At 72.0% G+C, this 13550-nt stretch carries 11 protein-coding genes; 6 read left to right on the top strand and 5 right to left on the bottom strand.

The features are described from left to right. The first annotated feature begins 73 nt into the window (after window positions 1-73). Together M4I32_RS11830 and M4I32_RS11825 are read left to right on the top strand one after the other, a co-directional pair. A complete protein-coding gene (locus M4I32_RS11830) occupies window positions 74-505 on the top strand; it encodes a hypothetical protein (protein ID WP_319034676.1) in 432 nt (143 codons plus the stop codon). Continuing rightward, on the top strand, window positions 463-1065 hold the full coding sequence (locus M4I32_RS11825) for a M15 family metallopeptidase (protein WP_319034675.1): 603 nt from the start codon (window positions 463-465) through the stop codon (window positions 1063-1065). Before M4I32_RS11830 ends, M4I32_RS11825 begins: the two co-directional genes overlap by 43 nt. A 20-nt stretch (window positions 1066-1085) precedes the next feature. On the opposite strand, the gene M4I32_RS11820 is transcribed toward M4I32_RS11825, so the two are convergent. The 5 genes from M4I32_RS11820 to M4I32_RS11800 all read right to left on the bottom strand — a co-directional run bounded on the left by M4I32_RS11820 (window position 1086) and on the right by M4I32_RS11800 (window position 5890). Then, window positions 1086-1946 carry an energy-coupling factor transporter transmembrane component T family protein gene (locus M4I32_RS11820; RefSeq protein ID WP_413466822.1) on the bottom strand — a complete coding sequence of 287 codons (861 nt, stop codon included), beginning with the start codon at window positions 1944-1946 and terminating at the stop codon, window positions 1086-1088. Continuing rightward, complete coding sequence (locus M4I32_RS11815; RefSeq protein WP_319034674.1) at window positions 1943-3781, bottom strand: ABC transporter ATP-binding protein; 1839 nt, start codon at window positions 3779-3781, stop codon at window positions 1943-1945. Before M4I32_RS11815 ends, M4I32_RS11820 begins: the two co-directional genes overlap by 4 nt. A 72-nt stretch (window positions 3782-3853) precedes the next feature. Beyond that, window positions 3854-4405, bottom strand: coding sequence for an ECF transporter S component (locus M4I32_RS11810; protein ID WP_319034673.1), 552 nt, complete (start codon window positions 4403-4405; stop codon window positions 3854-3856). 121 nt (window positions 4406-4526) lie between these two features. Beyond that, window positions 4527-5543: a pirin family protein gene (locus M4I32_RS11805; protein WP_319034672.1), complete on the bottom strand. Its 1017-nt coding sequence runs from the start codon at window positions 5541-5543 to the stop codon at window positions 4527-4529. Continuing rightward, a complete protein-coding gene (locus M4I32_RS11800; RefSeq protein ID WP_319034671.1) occupies window positions 5540-5890 on the bottom strand; it encodes a GNAT family N-acetyltransferase in 351 nt (116 codons plus the stop codon). Before M4I32_RS11800 ends, M4I32_RS11805 begins: the two co-directional genes overlap by 4 nt. Before the next feature lie 128 nt (window positions 5891-6018). Between M4I32_RS11800 and M4I32_RS11795 the strand changes: the two genes are divergently transcribed. From M4I32_RS11795 to M4I32_RS11780, 4 genes are all read left to right on the top strand, one after another. Continuing rightward, entirely contained in the window at window positions 6019-8571 is a 2553-nt protein-coding gene (locus tag M4I32_RS11795) for a DEAD/DEAH box helicase (protein WP_319034670.1), read from the top strand. A gap of 382 nt (window positions 8572-8953) precedes the next feature. Next, window positions 8954-10828 (top strand): DNA helicase RecQ, encoded by a 1875-nt coding sequence (recQ, locus tag M4I32_RS11790; RefSeq protein WP_319034725.1) that lies wholly within the window; start codon window positions 8954-8956, stop codon window positions 10826-10828. 148 nt (window positions 10829-10976) lie between these two features. Beyond that, entirely contained in the window at window positions 10977-13115 is a 2139-nt protein-coding gene (locus tag M4I32_RS11785) for an acyl-CoA dehydrogenase (RefSeq protein WP_319034669.1), read from the top strand. A 111-nt stretch (window positions 13116-13226) separates the two neighbouring features. Next, window positions 13227-13484, top strand: a complete 258-nt coding sequence (locus M4I32_RS11780; RefSeq protein ID WP_319034668.1) for a DUF6458 family protein — start codon at window positions 13227-13229, stop codon at window positions 13482-13484. Window positions 13485-13550 lie beyond the last annotated feature (66 nt).

Here is a 13550-nt window from a genome sequence, read left to right as displayed (position 1 = left end):
CACAGATTCGATTCGGGCACAACGTCGGCGCACCGAGGAGAGGCCCCGGCGCCGCGTGCGGGAGGATGGGCGCATGCCTGCGAGGGAGACCACCGGCGCACCGGCCAGGGCCGCTGCCCGGCGAGAACGGGCGGCCCGCCGGATGCTGCGCCGCCGGCGCGTGGTGGCCGGAGTCGGGGCCGCGGCCCTCGTCGCCGGCCTGGGCGGGGCGGCGGTCTTCGGAGCGATGGCTGATGGGCGTGAAGTGCCGGATGCCGGCGCCCCGGCATCCGCCTCGCCTGCTCCTCCCGCGGCATCCGCCCTTCCCACGCCCCGCCAGACGGGCTCGCCCGCCGCCCCGGATCCGCTCTGCGAGCGCGCGGAGGTGCAGCGCGCCCTGGCAGACGGCGATGACGCCGCGGTCATCGAGGCCGCGGGCGGCGGCGAGGGGTTCCGGCGTGCTGTCGCGGACGAGGCGGCGCCGTGCACGACCTGCGCGACCCGGACCGCATCTGGCTCGGCGTGAACAAGACGCACCCGCTCGACCCGATCGACGCGGTGCCCTATGACTGGACGGTGCCGCAGGGCACCCGCAACGCCGCGAACGTGTTCGTGCGGCCCGACGTCACCGACAGCCTCGCCGACATGTCGGCCGGTGTGGCAGCCACCGGGCTCGGTGAGATGGGGCTGCAGAGCGGCTTCCGCGGTTACGCCGTGCAGCAGCGGATCCACGCACAGCAGGTGGCCGCGCTCGGACGCGACGCCGGGGAGGAGCTCGCCGCTCGCCCGGGCTACAGCGAGCATCAGACCGGTCTCGCGGTCGATGTCTTCGCCTGCACCCCGGGGTGCGGCCCGATCGACGCGTTCGGCGACACCGCCGTGGGCGAGTGGGTCGCCGAGAACGCCTGGCGCTACGGCTGGATCGTCCGCTACGAGGAGGGGCGCACGGATGTGACGGGGTACGTGCCCGAGGCATGGCACCTGCGCTACATCGGTCCGCAGCTGGCCGAGGCCTACCACGAGGGCGGGTACGACACGCTCGAGCAGTTCTTCGGTCTTGCGCCGGCACCCGACTATCCGGATTGAGGGTGCTCGCCCCGTCGCCGTCACAGCCGGAGGGGCAGGGTGAACAGCGCGGCCGAGACCGCCCAGAACGCCACGACGAACATGACATCGCGTGCCCGGAACGGGATGCGGTAGCGCTCCGTGCGCTGCGCATACGCCCCGAACGCGCGCGCATCCATGGCGAGGGCGACCCGCTCCGCGTGGCGGATGGCGCCCGCCAGCAGCGGCACCACGTAGCCGATCCGGCGACGCACGGCGGCGATCGGCCCGCGGCCGTGCGCAGCTCCGCGCACTCGATGCGCCGCGCGGATGACGGCGAGCTCGTGTCCGAACCGTGGCACGAAGCGGAACGCCGCCAGCGCGGTGTATCCGATGCGGTACGGCACGCGCAGCTGCTGGATGAGGGCCCGGGTGAGATCCGGACCGGTCGTCGTCAGCCCGCCGAGCAGCGCCAGCGTCAGGATCGCCCCCAATCGGAGCGCCGTTGCGAAACCTACCTCGAGCGCCGCGCCGTAGAGCACCCACCCGCCGAGCTGCACGACGACGACCTCGTGCGAGATGCGCGACGCGTCGGTCCAGACCGCGAACCCGACGCCGACGAGCGCGAGGAATCCCGGCACGGCGATCAGCAGCACCGCGAGCAGGCGCCCCGACATCCGCGCGCCGAACAGCAGGAGGCCGTAGGCGAGCAGCAGGAAGGCCGCCGGCGTGGCGAGATCGCGCACGAACACGAGCGCGATCATCGCGGGCGCCGGCCCCGCGATCTTGGCGAGGGGATTGAGCGCGTACAGAAAGCGCCACGCGGATGCCGGTGGCGAGGCGGAATACGGGTCGAAGGCCGCCCGCGCCGGGGAGCTGATCGCGGGTTTCGCCTCGAGGACCGACCCCTCGGGGCGCGTCACGCGGCATCCTCGCGGGTGGGCAGGTCGCGCAGCCGCACGAGGCCCTCGAGCGCCGGATGCGACGGCAGCTGCCGGAAGGCCGCCGCGAGCGGCGGGGTGCGCAGCCCCGCCCTCGCCACCAGCTCGGTGTCAGCGAACACCTGGGGCGTCGGTGCGTGGGCGAGCAGCTCGCCGCCCGCGAGCACCGCCACGTGCGTGGCATATTCGGTGACGAGTTGCATGTCGTGCGTGACGACGATGACGGTGGTGCCCCGTTCGTTCAGGTCGCGGAGCATGATGAGAAGCTCGTCGGCGCGGGCCCGGTCCTGCCCGAACGTCGGCTCGTCGAGGACGATGATCGGCGCGCCCGCGATGAGTGCGGTGCCGACCGACAGCCGGCGCTTCTGCCCGCCCGAGAGCAGGAAGGGGTGCGATTGCTCGCGACCGGTCAGCCCGAAGCGCTCGAGCATGTCGGCGACCCGCTCGCGCACCTCGTCCTCCGGGGTCCGGCGCAGCCGCAGGCCCTGGGCCAGTTCGTCGAACACGGTGTGGGTGACGAACTGGTGCTCGGGGTTCTGAAAGACGAACCCGACCGTGCGCGCCAGCGCGGCGACATCCACTCGCGCGGGGTCGGCGCCGCCGACGCTCACGCGGCCGCGCGGCGGAGGGACGACGCCCGCGATGGCCTGGGCGAGCGTGGTCTTGCCCGCGCCGTTCGCTCCCACGATCGCGAGGAACTCGCCCGCCCGCACGTCGAGGTCGATGCCATGCAGGATCTCGTGGCGGCGGCGCGAGACGGTGAGTCCGCGCACGCGGATGAGCGGTTCGAGCGCGCCCTCGTGCGGGCGCGGCTGCCCCGGCCCGCGTTCCGGCTCGGGGTGAGGGTCCTCGCGCGGCGCGAGGGCTCCCAGCGTGGACGAGTCCTCCTGCGGTGCGGAAGTCCTCCCCTCGGGCACGGGTGCCGTCGCCTGGGGCATGGGCGTCGCCTCGAGAGCCCCGCGCAGCTCCGCGGGGGTGAGGGGAAGGGGGTCGAGGGCGTAGCCGGCGGCGCGCAGGCGCAGGGCGGCAAGGGCGGATGCCGGCAGCCACACGCCCAGCGCGTGCAACGCATCGGCGCGTGCCCGCAGCACGGCATCCACGTCGCCGTCGGCCACCACGCGCCCCGCGGCATCAAGCACAACGACGCGGTCGATAAGGCCGATCGCCTGATCGAGGTTGTGCTCGACCAGGACGATGGCCCGGTCGCCGTCCGCGACGATGTCTGTGAGCGCGTCGTACACGTCCTCGATGCCGGCAGGATCGAGATTGGCGGTCGGCTCGTCGAGCACCAGCAGCGGCGCCGCCATCGCCAGTGCGCAGGCGATCGCCAGGCGCTGGCGGCCGCCGCCCGAGAGCCGCTCGGGGTTGTGCTCCCGCCGTTCCCACAGCCCCACGCGGCGCAGCGCGTCCTCGGCGCGACGCAGCACCTCGTCGACCGGCAGCCGCAGGTTCTCGGGCCCGAACGCCACTTCGTCGAGCACGCTCCCGGTCACCAGCTGGGCGTCGGGGTCCTGGAACACCATCGCCACCTGCGTGCTGAGCTGAGCCACGGTCGATGCGGCCGTGCGGATGCCGCCCACGTCGATCGCGCCGTCGATCTCTGCGGGCAGGGCGTGGGGGATGAGCCCGTTGAAGGCCAGGCTGAGGGTGGACTTTCCGCACCCGCTCGGTCCGAGCAGCAGCACCACCTCGCCGGGCGCCACGTCGAACGAGACGTCTGCGGGCGCGGGTGCGTCGGCATCCGGATACCGGATCCGCACGTTGCGCACCGACAGCGGCCGGGCGGGTGCGGTGGTGGGGCGGATGGGTGCGGTCACGAGTGGCCTCGGGTCGGGGGTCGGTACCCCCAACTTAGTCGAGCCTAACCTTGCTCGACCATCGGCGTTCCCTCAGCGTCGTTCGGGGCGCGCAACCCCGGCGCGACGCAGCGAGGCGCCCAGTGCCAGCCCGATCGCGGTCCACGCCACCGGTCCGAGCACCGAGAGCACGATGTAGGAGGCCTGCGCCCACGGCGGCAACCGCGCGAGGTCGGCGGCGAGCCCGACGACGACCGCGACGAGGGCTCCGATGACGACCGCCGAGACGAAGAAGCGCCAGGCGCCCCAGGCGCGGTAGCGGGTGAGGGCGGCGACGCCTTCCTGGATCGCGCCGAACAGCAGCGCCGTGCCGAGGAAACGGCCGATCCACGCCGGGTTGAACGCGCTCGCCACCAGCGCCGCGATCAGGTGCGACACGAGGGCGACGAAAGGCAGCCGCAGCAGCTCCTGCGCGATGATGCCGGGCAGCACGTGCGAACCCAGCACGAGCCCGTACAGGATGGGCAGTGCCGCGACGACCGCGGGGGTCACCCAGCCGGCCGCCGCAGACAGGATGCCGGTGGCCACGCCGATCGCGGCGCAGATCAGCAGGACGCGCGTCGACAGGGTGTTCGGGGTGCGCACGCGCTCAGGCTATCGCTCCGGCGGTGCCAGATCTCCGCCGTCGCACACCACCGTTCGCGCGAGACCGGCCGCATCGCGGCGTTTCTTGCGCGAACGGTGGTTTCTCGGCCAGCGGCGAGCGTCAGACCCGGCGTCGGCGCGGTGTCAGTCGCACGTGCGGCAGCGGCGGGGCCGGGATGCGCTCATCGCCGTGCCCTACGACGGAGCCGAACCGCGGCGCCGACGCCTCCCACTCGTCGCGCGCGGCGACGATCTCGTCGTGGCTGCGGCCGACGAAGTTCCACCACATCACGATCTCCTCCTCGAACGGCTCGCCGCCGAGAAGGAAGGCGGTGGCCCCGTCGGGGCCGGCCTGCAGGCGGATGCCGTCCCGCCCGAGGCCCAGGTACAGCAGGTCGTAGCCGCCGACGACCGGCGCCGTCGCGGAATCGGAATCGGCATCGGCGCCGAAATCGGCACCGACGGGCTCGAGCGAGCCGAAGACGCCCAGCACCGCGTACTCCCAGTCCGGGCGCAACGCCACGTCCGCGCTCGCGCCCGGTTCGATGCGCACCTCGGCGCCCACGAGAGGGGAGAAGGCGGTGGCGGGGGATGCGGCGGCGCCCAGCTCGCCCATCACGACGGTCGCCTCGCCGGTCGCCGCGCCCGCGGCATCCGATAGCGTCAGCACGGGCAGTCGCTCGTGCCTTTCGAAGGCGGGGGGACCGTGCCGGGCCGGGTCGGGAAGCGCGATCCACAGCTGCAGGGCGTCGAGCTCGACCGCCTCGTCACCGATGGAGTATTCGGAGTGCGAGATGCCGGCGCCGCTGGTCATCAGGTTGAGCGCGTCGCGCGCCACCCGCACGTCGCTGCCGACGGCGTCGCGGTGGCGCACCTCGCCGACGAACGGCCACGTCACCGTCTGCAGCCCGATGTGCGGGTGGGGTTCGACCCGCATCCGCGTGCGCTGGGGACCGAAACGGTCGAGAAAGCACCACGCGCCCACCATCGGCAGGTCCCGCTGGGGAAGAGCTCTGTGCACCCCCATTCCGCGCACGCCCCCGAGGGGCACGTCGCGTGAGTGCAGGAGGAGCGAACGCGGGCCGTCGCAGGCGGCCGGAGCCTCGGCTTCTTCGGGGCCCGCGTCGACCCTGGTCATGCCGGCGATTCGCCGGGGGTCGCGGCATCCTCGGCGTCGTCCTCGTTCGGCCAGTCGATCACCGCTCCGGCGATCTCGTTGTCCTTGAGGTAGCTCGCGATGAACGGGCAGATGGGCACGATGGCCTCGCCGCGCTGAGCGACGTCCGACAGGGCATCCGAGGCGAGCACGTCGGCGAGCCCGCGCCCGCGGAACGCGCGATCGATTTGCGTGTGCGTGAAGCGCACGCGGCCGTCGGCGGTCGTCTCGAAGGCGGCGAAGCCGGCGAGCGTGTCGCCCGCGTACAGCTCGTAGCGGTTCTGCTGCTCGTTCCGGGTGACGGTGAGCGTCTCTTCGGTTGCGGTCATGCGTCCTCCTCGTGACGGAACTGCGGCGGAACGTCTCACCTTCCCCAACGTATGCCGCGCTCCGGGTGTTCCGCCATCGTCGGGCGCATGCGGAGCGGGTGTGCCGCGGCATCCGTCAGACTCGAGGAATGGACCTTCGTGCGCTACTGCCCTCCGACGGCGGCGCCGACGAGATCTACGCCGCCTTCGTCGCCTGGGCGGAGGACCGGGGGTTCTCGCTGTACCCCGCGCAGGACGAGGCGATCATCGAGCTGGTGTCGGGTTCGCACGTGATCCTGTCGACCCCGACGGGCACCGGCAAGTCGCTCGTTGCCGTCGCCGCCCACGCCGCCTGCCTCGCGCGTGGCGGCCGCACCTACTACACGGCGCCGATCAAGGCCCTCGTCAGCGAGAAGTTCTTCGCGCTCGTCGAGATCTTCGGCGCCCAGAACGTCGGGATGGTCACGGGCGACTCGTCGGTGAACCCGGATGCGCCGATCATCTGCTGCACCGGCGAGATCCTCGCCAACCTCGCGCTGCGCGAGGGCGCCGCGGCGTCGGTCGATCAGGTCGTCATGGACGAGTTCCACTACTACGGCGAGCCCGACCGCGGGTGGGCCTGGCAGGTGCCGCTGCTGCTGCTGTCCCGCACCCAGTTCCTCCTGATGTCGGCGACCCTCGGCGACGTCACGCCGATCGCGGCCGACCTCGAGCGCCGCACGGGACGGCCCGTGGCGCAGGTCACCGGCGTCGAGCGGCCGGTGCCGCTGCACTTCTCCTACGCCCGCATCCCCGTGCACGAGCAGGTGCAGGAGCTGATCGACACCGGTGAGACGCCGGTCTACATCGTGCATTTCTCGCAGGCGGCCGCGATGGAGCGCGCGCAGGCTCTGTCGAGCATCAAGGTGATCTCACGGGCCCAGCGCGACGAGATCGCCGAGGCGATCGGCGGGTTCCGCTTCACGACCGGGTTCGGGCGCACCCTCTCGCGCTACGTGCGCGCCGGCATCGGCGTGCATCACGCCGGGATGCTGCCGCGCTACCGGCGTCTGGTCGAGACCCTCGCCCAGCGCGGGCTGCTGCGGGTCATCTGCGGCACCGACACCCTCGGCGTCGGCATCAACGTGCCGATCCGCACCGTGCTGATCACGGCGCTGTCCAAGTTCGACGGGCAGCGGATGCGGCAGCTGAGCGCCCGCGAGTTCCACCAGATCGCGGGTCGCGCCGGCCGGGCGGGCTACGACACCGCGGGAACGGTCGTGGTGATGGCGCCCGACCACGAGATCGAGAACGCGGTCGCAATCGCCAAGGCGGGCGACGACCCGAAGAAGCAGCGCAAGATCGTGCGCAAGAAGGCTCCGCAGGGCTTCGTCTCGTGGGGCGAGGCGTCGTTCGAGAAGCTCGTCGCGGCCGAGCCGGAACCGCTCGAGCCGCGCATGCAGCTGACCGCCGCGATGCTGATCAACGTCATCGCGCGCGGCGGCGACGTGTTCGCGCACGTGCGCGCCCTCGTCTTCGACAACCACGAGACGCCGACGCGCAGGTACGAGCTCGCGCGCCGGGCGATCGCGATCTTCCGCACCCTGCGCGACGCGGGCATCGTCGAGACCGCCGTGGCCGGCGCATCGGGTGTTGAGCGAGCGCAGCGAGACGAAACGACGACCCGCAGCATCCGCCTGACCGTCGACCTGCCGCCCAACTTCGCGCTCAACCAGCCCCTGTCGCCGTTCGCGCTCGCCGCATTCGAGCTGCTCGATCCCTCGGATGCGGCCGGCGCCGCCGGCACGGGCCACTACGCCCTCGACGTGGTGAGCGTCATCGAGGCGACCCTCGACGATCCGCGCCCCGTGCTCGCGCAGCAGCAGTTCCGCGCCCGCGGCGAGGCCGTGGCGGCGATGAAGCGCGAGGGGATCGAATACGAGGAGCGCATGGAGGCGCTCGAGGAGATCACGCACCCCCGGCCGCTGGCCGACCTGCTCGCGCAGTCGTTCGAGGTGTTCGCCTCGAGCCAGCCGTGGGTGCGCGACTTCGAGCTGCGGCCCAAGTCGGTGGTGCGCGACATGTTCGAGCAGGCGCTGTCGTTCGGCGAGTTCGTGTCGATGTATCAGCTGGGGCGCAGCGAGGGGCTGGTGCTGCGCTACCTCAGCGACGCGTACCGGGCGATCCGCCAGACGGTGCCCGCCGAATTCCGCACCGACGACCTGATCGATCTGATCGAGTGGCTGGGCGAGCTGGTGCGCCAGGTGGACTCGAGCCTCGTCGACGAGTGGGAAGCGCTGATCAACCCGTCGATCGCCGAGCCCGGCGCGCCGGTCGTACCCCCGGCGCCACCGTCGGTCGTCGGCAACCGCCGCGCATTCACGGTGCTCGTGCGCAACGAGATGTTCCGCCGCGTGCAGCTGGCGGCCCGCCAGCGGGACGACGAACTGTCCGAACTCGACCCCGACGTCGACTGGCCGGCCGTGCTGGACGCCTACTACGCCGAGCACGACGAGATCCTCACCGGCGGCGCGGCGCGCTCGCCGGCGCTGTGCCGGATCGACGAGGCGGATGCCGCCGCATCCGGCCTCTGGCGGGTCGAGCAGACGATCGACGACCCCGCCGGCGATCACGACTGGCGCATCCGCGCCGAGGTCGACCTGGCGGCCTCGGAGGAGGAGGGGTCGGCCGTGGTGCGAGTGACCGAGGTGCGCCGGCTCTAGTCATCGCCCGCGCCCCTTCCGTGGTGGACACCCGTGCCGCCTCCTCGCGTGTGGCGGCACTTTTCTGCGGGGGCGGCTGTTATCGGCGCCGCCGGCGCCGCGATCTGCAGCCGCGACGCGATCGGACGGGCCGGATGTCACACGCCGTCGTTACACTCGACGGGTGCCGCAGCCCGAACCCGACGCCCTCTCCTGGGCGACCCGCGCCGCGGGCGGCGCGCCCGGCGACGATGAGCCGCCGCCCCCGCCGGAGGAGTGGGCCCCCGAGGACTGGGCCCCCGACGACTGGGCCCCCGATGCCTGGGCCCCCGACGCCTGGGCGCCTCCGCCGGAGGAGTGGGCCCCGCCCCCGGATGACGCCGCCCCACCCCCCGACGAGTGGATGCCGCCGCCCGCAGAACCTGCGCGTGCGAGCGTCGCGCCGCGTCCCGCCCCCGCGCGCTTCGCCACGGCCGGCGACGCCCTGCGCACGGTGTACGGCTTCGACGCCTTCCGCGGCGAGCAGGCCGCGATCATCGACCAGGTCGTCGACGGCGGCGACGCCGTCGTGCTCATGCCGACGGGCGCGGGCAAGAGCGTCTGCTACCAGATCCCCGCGCTCGTGCGCGAGGGCACCGGCCTCGTCGTCAGCCCGCTCATCGCGCTCATGCACGACCAGGTCGACGCGCTGCGCGCGAACGGCGTCCGTGCCGAGTACCTCAACTCCACGCAGGCTCCGCAGGAACGTGCGCGGGTGGAGCGCGCCTACGTCTCCGGCGAGATCGACCTGCTGTACGTCGCTCCCGAGCGGCTGAACTCGCCCGCGACGGTCGGGCTGCTGGCCCGCGGCTCGTTGAGCGTCATCGCGATCGACGAGGCCCACTGCGTCTCGCAGTGGGGGCACGACTTCCGCCCCGACTATCTGGCGCTCGGCGACCTCGACGAGCGCTTCCCGGGTGTGCCTCGCCTGGCGCTCACGGCGACCGCGACGCCCGCGACGCACCGCGAGATCGCGGAACGGCTGCGGATGCCGACGGCCCGCCACTTCGTCGCGAGCTTCGATCGCCCCAACATCCAGTACCGCATCGAGCCGAAGGTCGAGCCGCGCAAGCAGCTGCTGGCGTTCCTGCGTTCGCAGCCCGAGGGCGCCGCGGGAATCGTCTATGCGCTCAGCCGCAAGAGCGTCGACCAGACGGCGCAGTACCTGCGCACGCAGGGTCTCGATGCGCTGGCCTACCACGCGGGTCTCGACGCCGAGACGCGCGCCCGGCACCAGGCGAGGTTCCTGCGCGACGACGGCGTGATCATGGTGGCCACGATCGCCTTCGGCATGGGCATCGACAAGCCCGATGTGCGCTTCGTCGCCCACATCGACCTGCCCAAGTCCGTCGAGGGCTACTACCAGGAGACGGGCCGCGCCGGCCGCGACGGCGATCCCTCCGTCGCATGGATGGCCTACGGCCTGGGCGACGTGGTGCAGCAGCGCCGCATGATCGATCAGAGCCCGGGTGATCGCACCTACAAGATGCGGCTCGGCCAGCATCTCGACGCGATGCTCGCCCTGTGCGAGACGGTGGGATGCCGCCGCCAGAACCTTCTTGGCTACTTCGGGCAGGACTCGGGGGCGTGCGGCAACTGCGACACGTGCCTCACCCCGCCCGAGACGTGGGACGGGCTGATCCCCGCGCAGAAGCTGCTGTCGACGATCGTGCGTCTGCAGCGCGAACGCGGGCAGGCCTTCGGGGCTGGGCACCTGGTCGACATCCTGCGTGGCGCGCGTACGGAGCGCATCAGCCAGCAGCGCCACGACGAGCTGAAGACGTACGGCATCGGCGCCGACCTGTCGGAGCAGGACTGGCGCAGCGTCATCCGGCAGCTGCTCGCCCGCGGCATCCTCGTCGCGAAGGGCGAGTATGGCACCCTCGCCCCCGGTGAGCCGGCCGGTGCGGTGCTGAGCGGCGAGGCGCCCGTGCCCCTCCGACGTGACGTGCTCGGTCGCGGCGGGGGTGGTGGTGGCTCCCGCGCGCGCAGGGCACCGGCATCCGCCTCGCTGGACGAGGCCGACCAGCCGGTGTTCGAGGCTCTGCGGACCTGGCGCAGCGAACAGGCCCGCGAGCAGGGCGTCCCCGCGTACATCGTGTTCGGCGACGCGACCCTGCGCGCCCTGGCCGAGCATCGCCCGCGCACGAGCGGCGACCTCTCCGCCATTCCGGGCATCGGCGAGAAGAAGCGCGAGGCCTACGGCGAGGCCGTGCTGGCCGTCATCGCCTCCTCGTGAACGAGGCCGCCACCGGCGGCTGTGGACAAACGACAAGGTGCCGGACCGCCGTCGGCGCCGAAGATTGTGGCTCCCGCACAGGGGAGTTCTGTGATCGTTGTCGTTCTTCTACCATCGGATCATCGCCCGTTCCCGAGAGGATGCCGCCATGAACGACGCCCCTGCAGGCCTTCGGAGCACCGTCCGGCCCGACACGCCCGCCACCGAGACGCGCACGCCCGAGGGGGGTGCCGCGCGAGCGCCGCACAGTGCGGCAGAGGTACAGGAGTCCCGCCTCGACGTCGAACGCGTCACCGACATGCTGCTCGGCACCTGGGCCGACACGCGGCGCAGGGCGCGCGAGATGATCAAGAACCCCGCTCTCTGGCGCGACGACAGCCTGGGCATGGATGAGCACCGCGAGCGTGTGCTCGGTCAGCTTCACCTGCTCGTGCAAGAGGGTGGCGTGCACCGCGCCTTCCCCGTCGAGTACGGCGGCGAAGCCGACAACGGAGCCAACATCGCCGGCTTCGAGGAGCTGGTGGCCGCCGACCCGAGCCTGCAGATCAAGTCGGGCGTGCAGTGGGGGCTGTTCGGCTCCGCCGTGCTGCAGCTGGGCACCAAGGAGCACCACGACAAGTGGCTGCCCGGGATCATGAGCCTCGACATCCCGGGTGCGTTCGCCATGACCGAGACGGGACACGGCTCGGACGTCGCCGCCATCGGCACGACCGCCACCTACGACCCCGAGAACGAGGAGTTCGTGCTCGACACCCCGTTCCGCGGCGCGTGGAAGGACTACCTCGGCAACGCGGCGCTGCACGGCATCGCCGCCACGGTCTTCGCGCAGCTGATCACGAACGGCGTCAACCACGGCGTGCACTGCTTCTACGTGCCGCTGCGCGATGAGGACGGCGAGTTCCTCCCGGGGATCGGCGGCGAGGACGACGGTCTGAAGGGCGGTCTCAACGGGATCGACAACGGGCGCCTGCATTTCGACCAGGTGCGCATCCCGCGCACGAACCTGCTCAATCGCTACGGGGATGTCGCGCCCGACGGCACCTACTCCAGTCAGATCGCGACGCCGGGTCGGCGTTTCTTCACGATGCTCGGCACCCTCGTGCAGGGCCGGGTCTCGCTCGACGGTGCGGCCGCGTGGGCCTCGGCGCTCGGTCTCAACATCGCCATCACCTACGCCACCCAGCGCCGCCAGTTCGACTCGGGCGCCGGCACCGACGAGGTCGTGCTGCTCGACTACGCCCGCCATCAGCGCCGGCTGCTGCCGCGCCTGGCGACCACGTACGCGCAGATCTTCGCGCACGACGAGTTCCTGCAGAAGTTCGACGCGGTCTTCAGCGGCGCGGCGGACTCGGATGCCGATCGTGAGGATCTCGAGACCCTCGCCGCAGCGCTCAAGCCCCTGTCGACCTGGCACGCCCTCGACACGCTGCAGGAGTGCCGCGAGGCGTGCGGCGGCAACGGCTTCATGTTCGAGAACCGTCTCGTGGGGCTGCGGCAGGACCTCGACGTCTACGTCACGTTCGAGGGCGACAACAACGTGCTGCTGCAGCTGGTCGGAAAGCGCCTGCTGAGCGATTACGCCCGGCAGTTCAAGGGCAAGGACGCCCGTGCGCTCGCCGCGTTCGCCGTGGGTCAGACGGCCGGCAAGGTCTTCCACGGCGCGGGCCTGCGCCAGCTCGGGCAGGCGGTCGGCGACCTCGGCCAGGTCTCGCGTTCGGTAGAGCGCGGGCTGCGCGCCGATCAGCAGCAGGAGCTGCTCACCGATCGCGTTCAGCAGATGGTGGCCGACATCGGAGCGCGGCTGCGCCCCGCCGCCAAGCTCCCCCCGCAGGAGGCGGCGGCGCTGTTCAACGCCAATCAGTCCGAGCTGATCGAGGCGGCGCGCGCCCACGGCGAGTTGCTGCAATGGGAGGCCTTCACCGACGCGGTGAACAGGACCGACGACCCGGGCACCGTCCAGGTGCTCACCTGGCTGCGTGATCTGTTCGGACTCTCGCTCATCGAGAAGCACCTCGCGTGGTATCTCGTGAACGGGCGCCTGTCGACGCAGCGCGCCGCCGCCGTATCGAGCTACATCGACCGACTGTGCACGCGACTGCGCCCCCACGCGCTGGACCTCGTCGACGCCTTCGGATACGGCCCCGAGCACATCCGCGCCACCATCGCCTCGGGCGTGGAGAAGGAGCGGCAGGACGAAGCCCGGGACCACTACGACGCCTTGGCGGCATCCGGCGACGCGCCCGTGCCCGAGAAGGCGGCGAAGGCGGCGAAGGCACGCGAGGCGTAGACCGATACCGCACGGCCGCGGCCGTGCGCAACAGGTCGCGCTGCCGCGGTCGGCGACGATAAGGTCGGCACGGTGCCCACGGGCGCCCCCTCGAACAAGGAGAATGCAGGCATGAGTATCGGTTTCGGAATCTTCCTCGTCGCGCTCGGCGCGATCTTCGCGTTCGCGCTCAACGTCGACCTCGGCTGGATCGAGCTGACGACGGTCGGATACATCCTGATGGTCGCCGGCGTCGTCATCACCATCATCGGCATCGCCCTGCTCGCCCGCCGCCGCAGCGCCCGCTCCACCACGCAGACCACGGTCGATCCCGCGACCGGCGAACGGATCACGCGGCGAGACGCCTCCGCTCCCGACGACCGCATCTGAGGTCACCGGCGGCATCCGACCTCGACCGCGGACGGGGTGGGCGATAGCCTGAACGGCTGGAAGGGT

This window comes from Microbacterium sp. LRZ72 (genome assembly GCF_033792225.1).
GTDB lineage: Bacteria > Actinomycetota > Actinomycetes > Actinomycetales > Microbacteriaceae > Microbacterium.
The sequence above is the reverse complement of the archived record's forward strand: the minus strand, read 5'-3'. Positions and strand labels throughout refer to the sequence as shown.

Excerpts from the sequence above, each read along its gene's own strand:
- M4I32_RS11830 (WP_319034676.1), top strand. The coding sequence starts at position 74 with ATGCCTGCGAGGGAGACCACCGGCGCACCGGCCAGGGCCGCTGCCCGG.
- M4I32_RS11805 (WP_319034672.1), bottom strand. The coding sequence starts at position 5,543 with ATGACCAGGGTCGACGCGGGCCCCGAAGAAGCCGAGGCTCCGGCCGCC.
- M4I32_RS11800 (WP_319034671.1), bottom strand. The coding sequence starts at position 5,890 with ATGACCGCAACCGAAGAGACGCTCACCGTCACCCGGAACGAGCAGCAG.
- M4I32_RS11795 (WP_319034670.1), top strand. The coding sequence starts at position 6,019 with ATGGACCTTCGTGCGCTACTGCCCTCCGACGGCGGCGCCGACGAGATC.
- recQ (WP_319034725.1), top strand. The coding sequence starts at position 8,954 with ATGCCGCCGCCCGCAGAACCTGCGCGTGCGAGCGTCGCGCCGCGTCCC.
- M4I32_RS11785 (WP_319034669.1), top strand. The coding sequence starts at position 10,977 with ATGAACGACGCCCCTGCAGGCCTTCGGAGCACCGTCCGGCCCGACACG.
- M4I32_RS11780 (WP_319034668.1), top strand. The coding sequence starts at position 13,227 with ATGAGTATCGGTTTCGGAATCTTCCTCGTCGCGCTCGGCGCGATCTTC.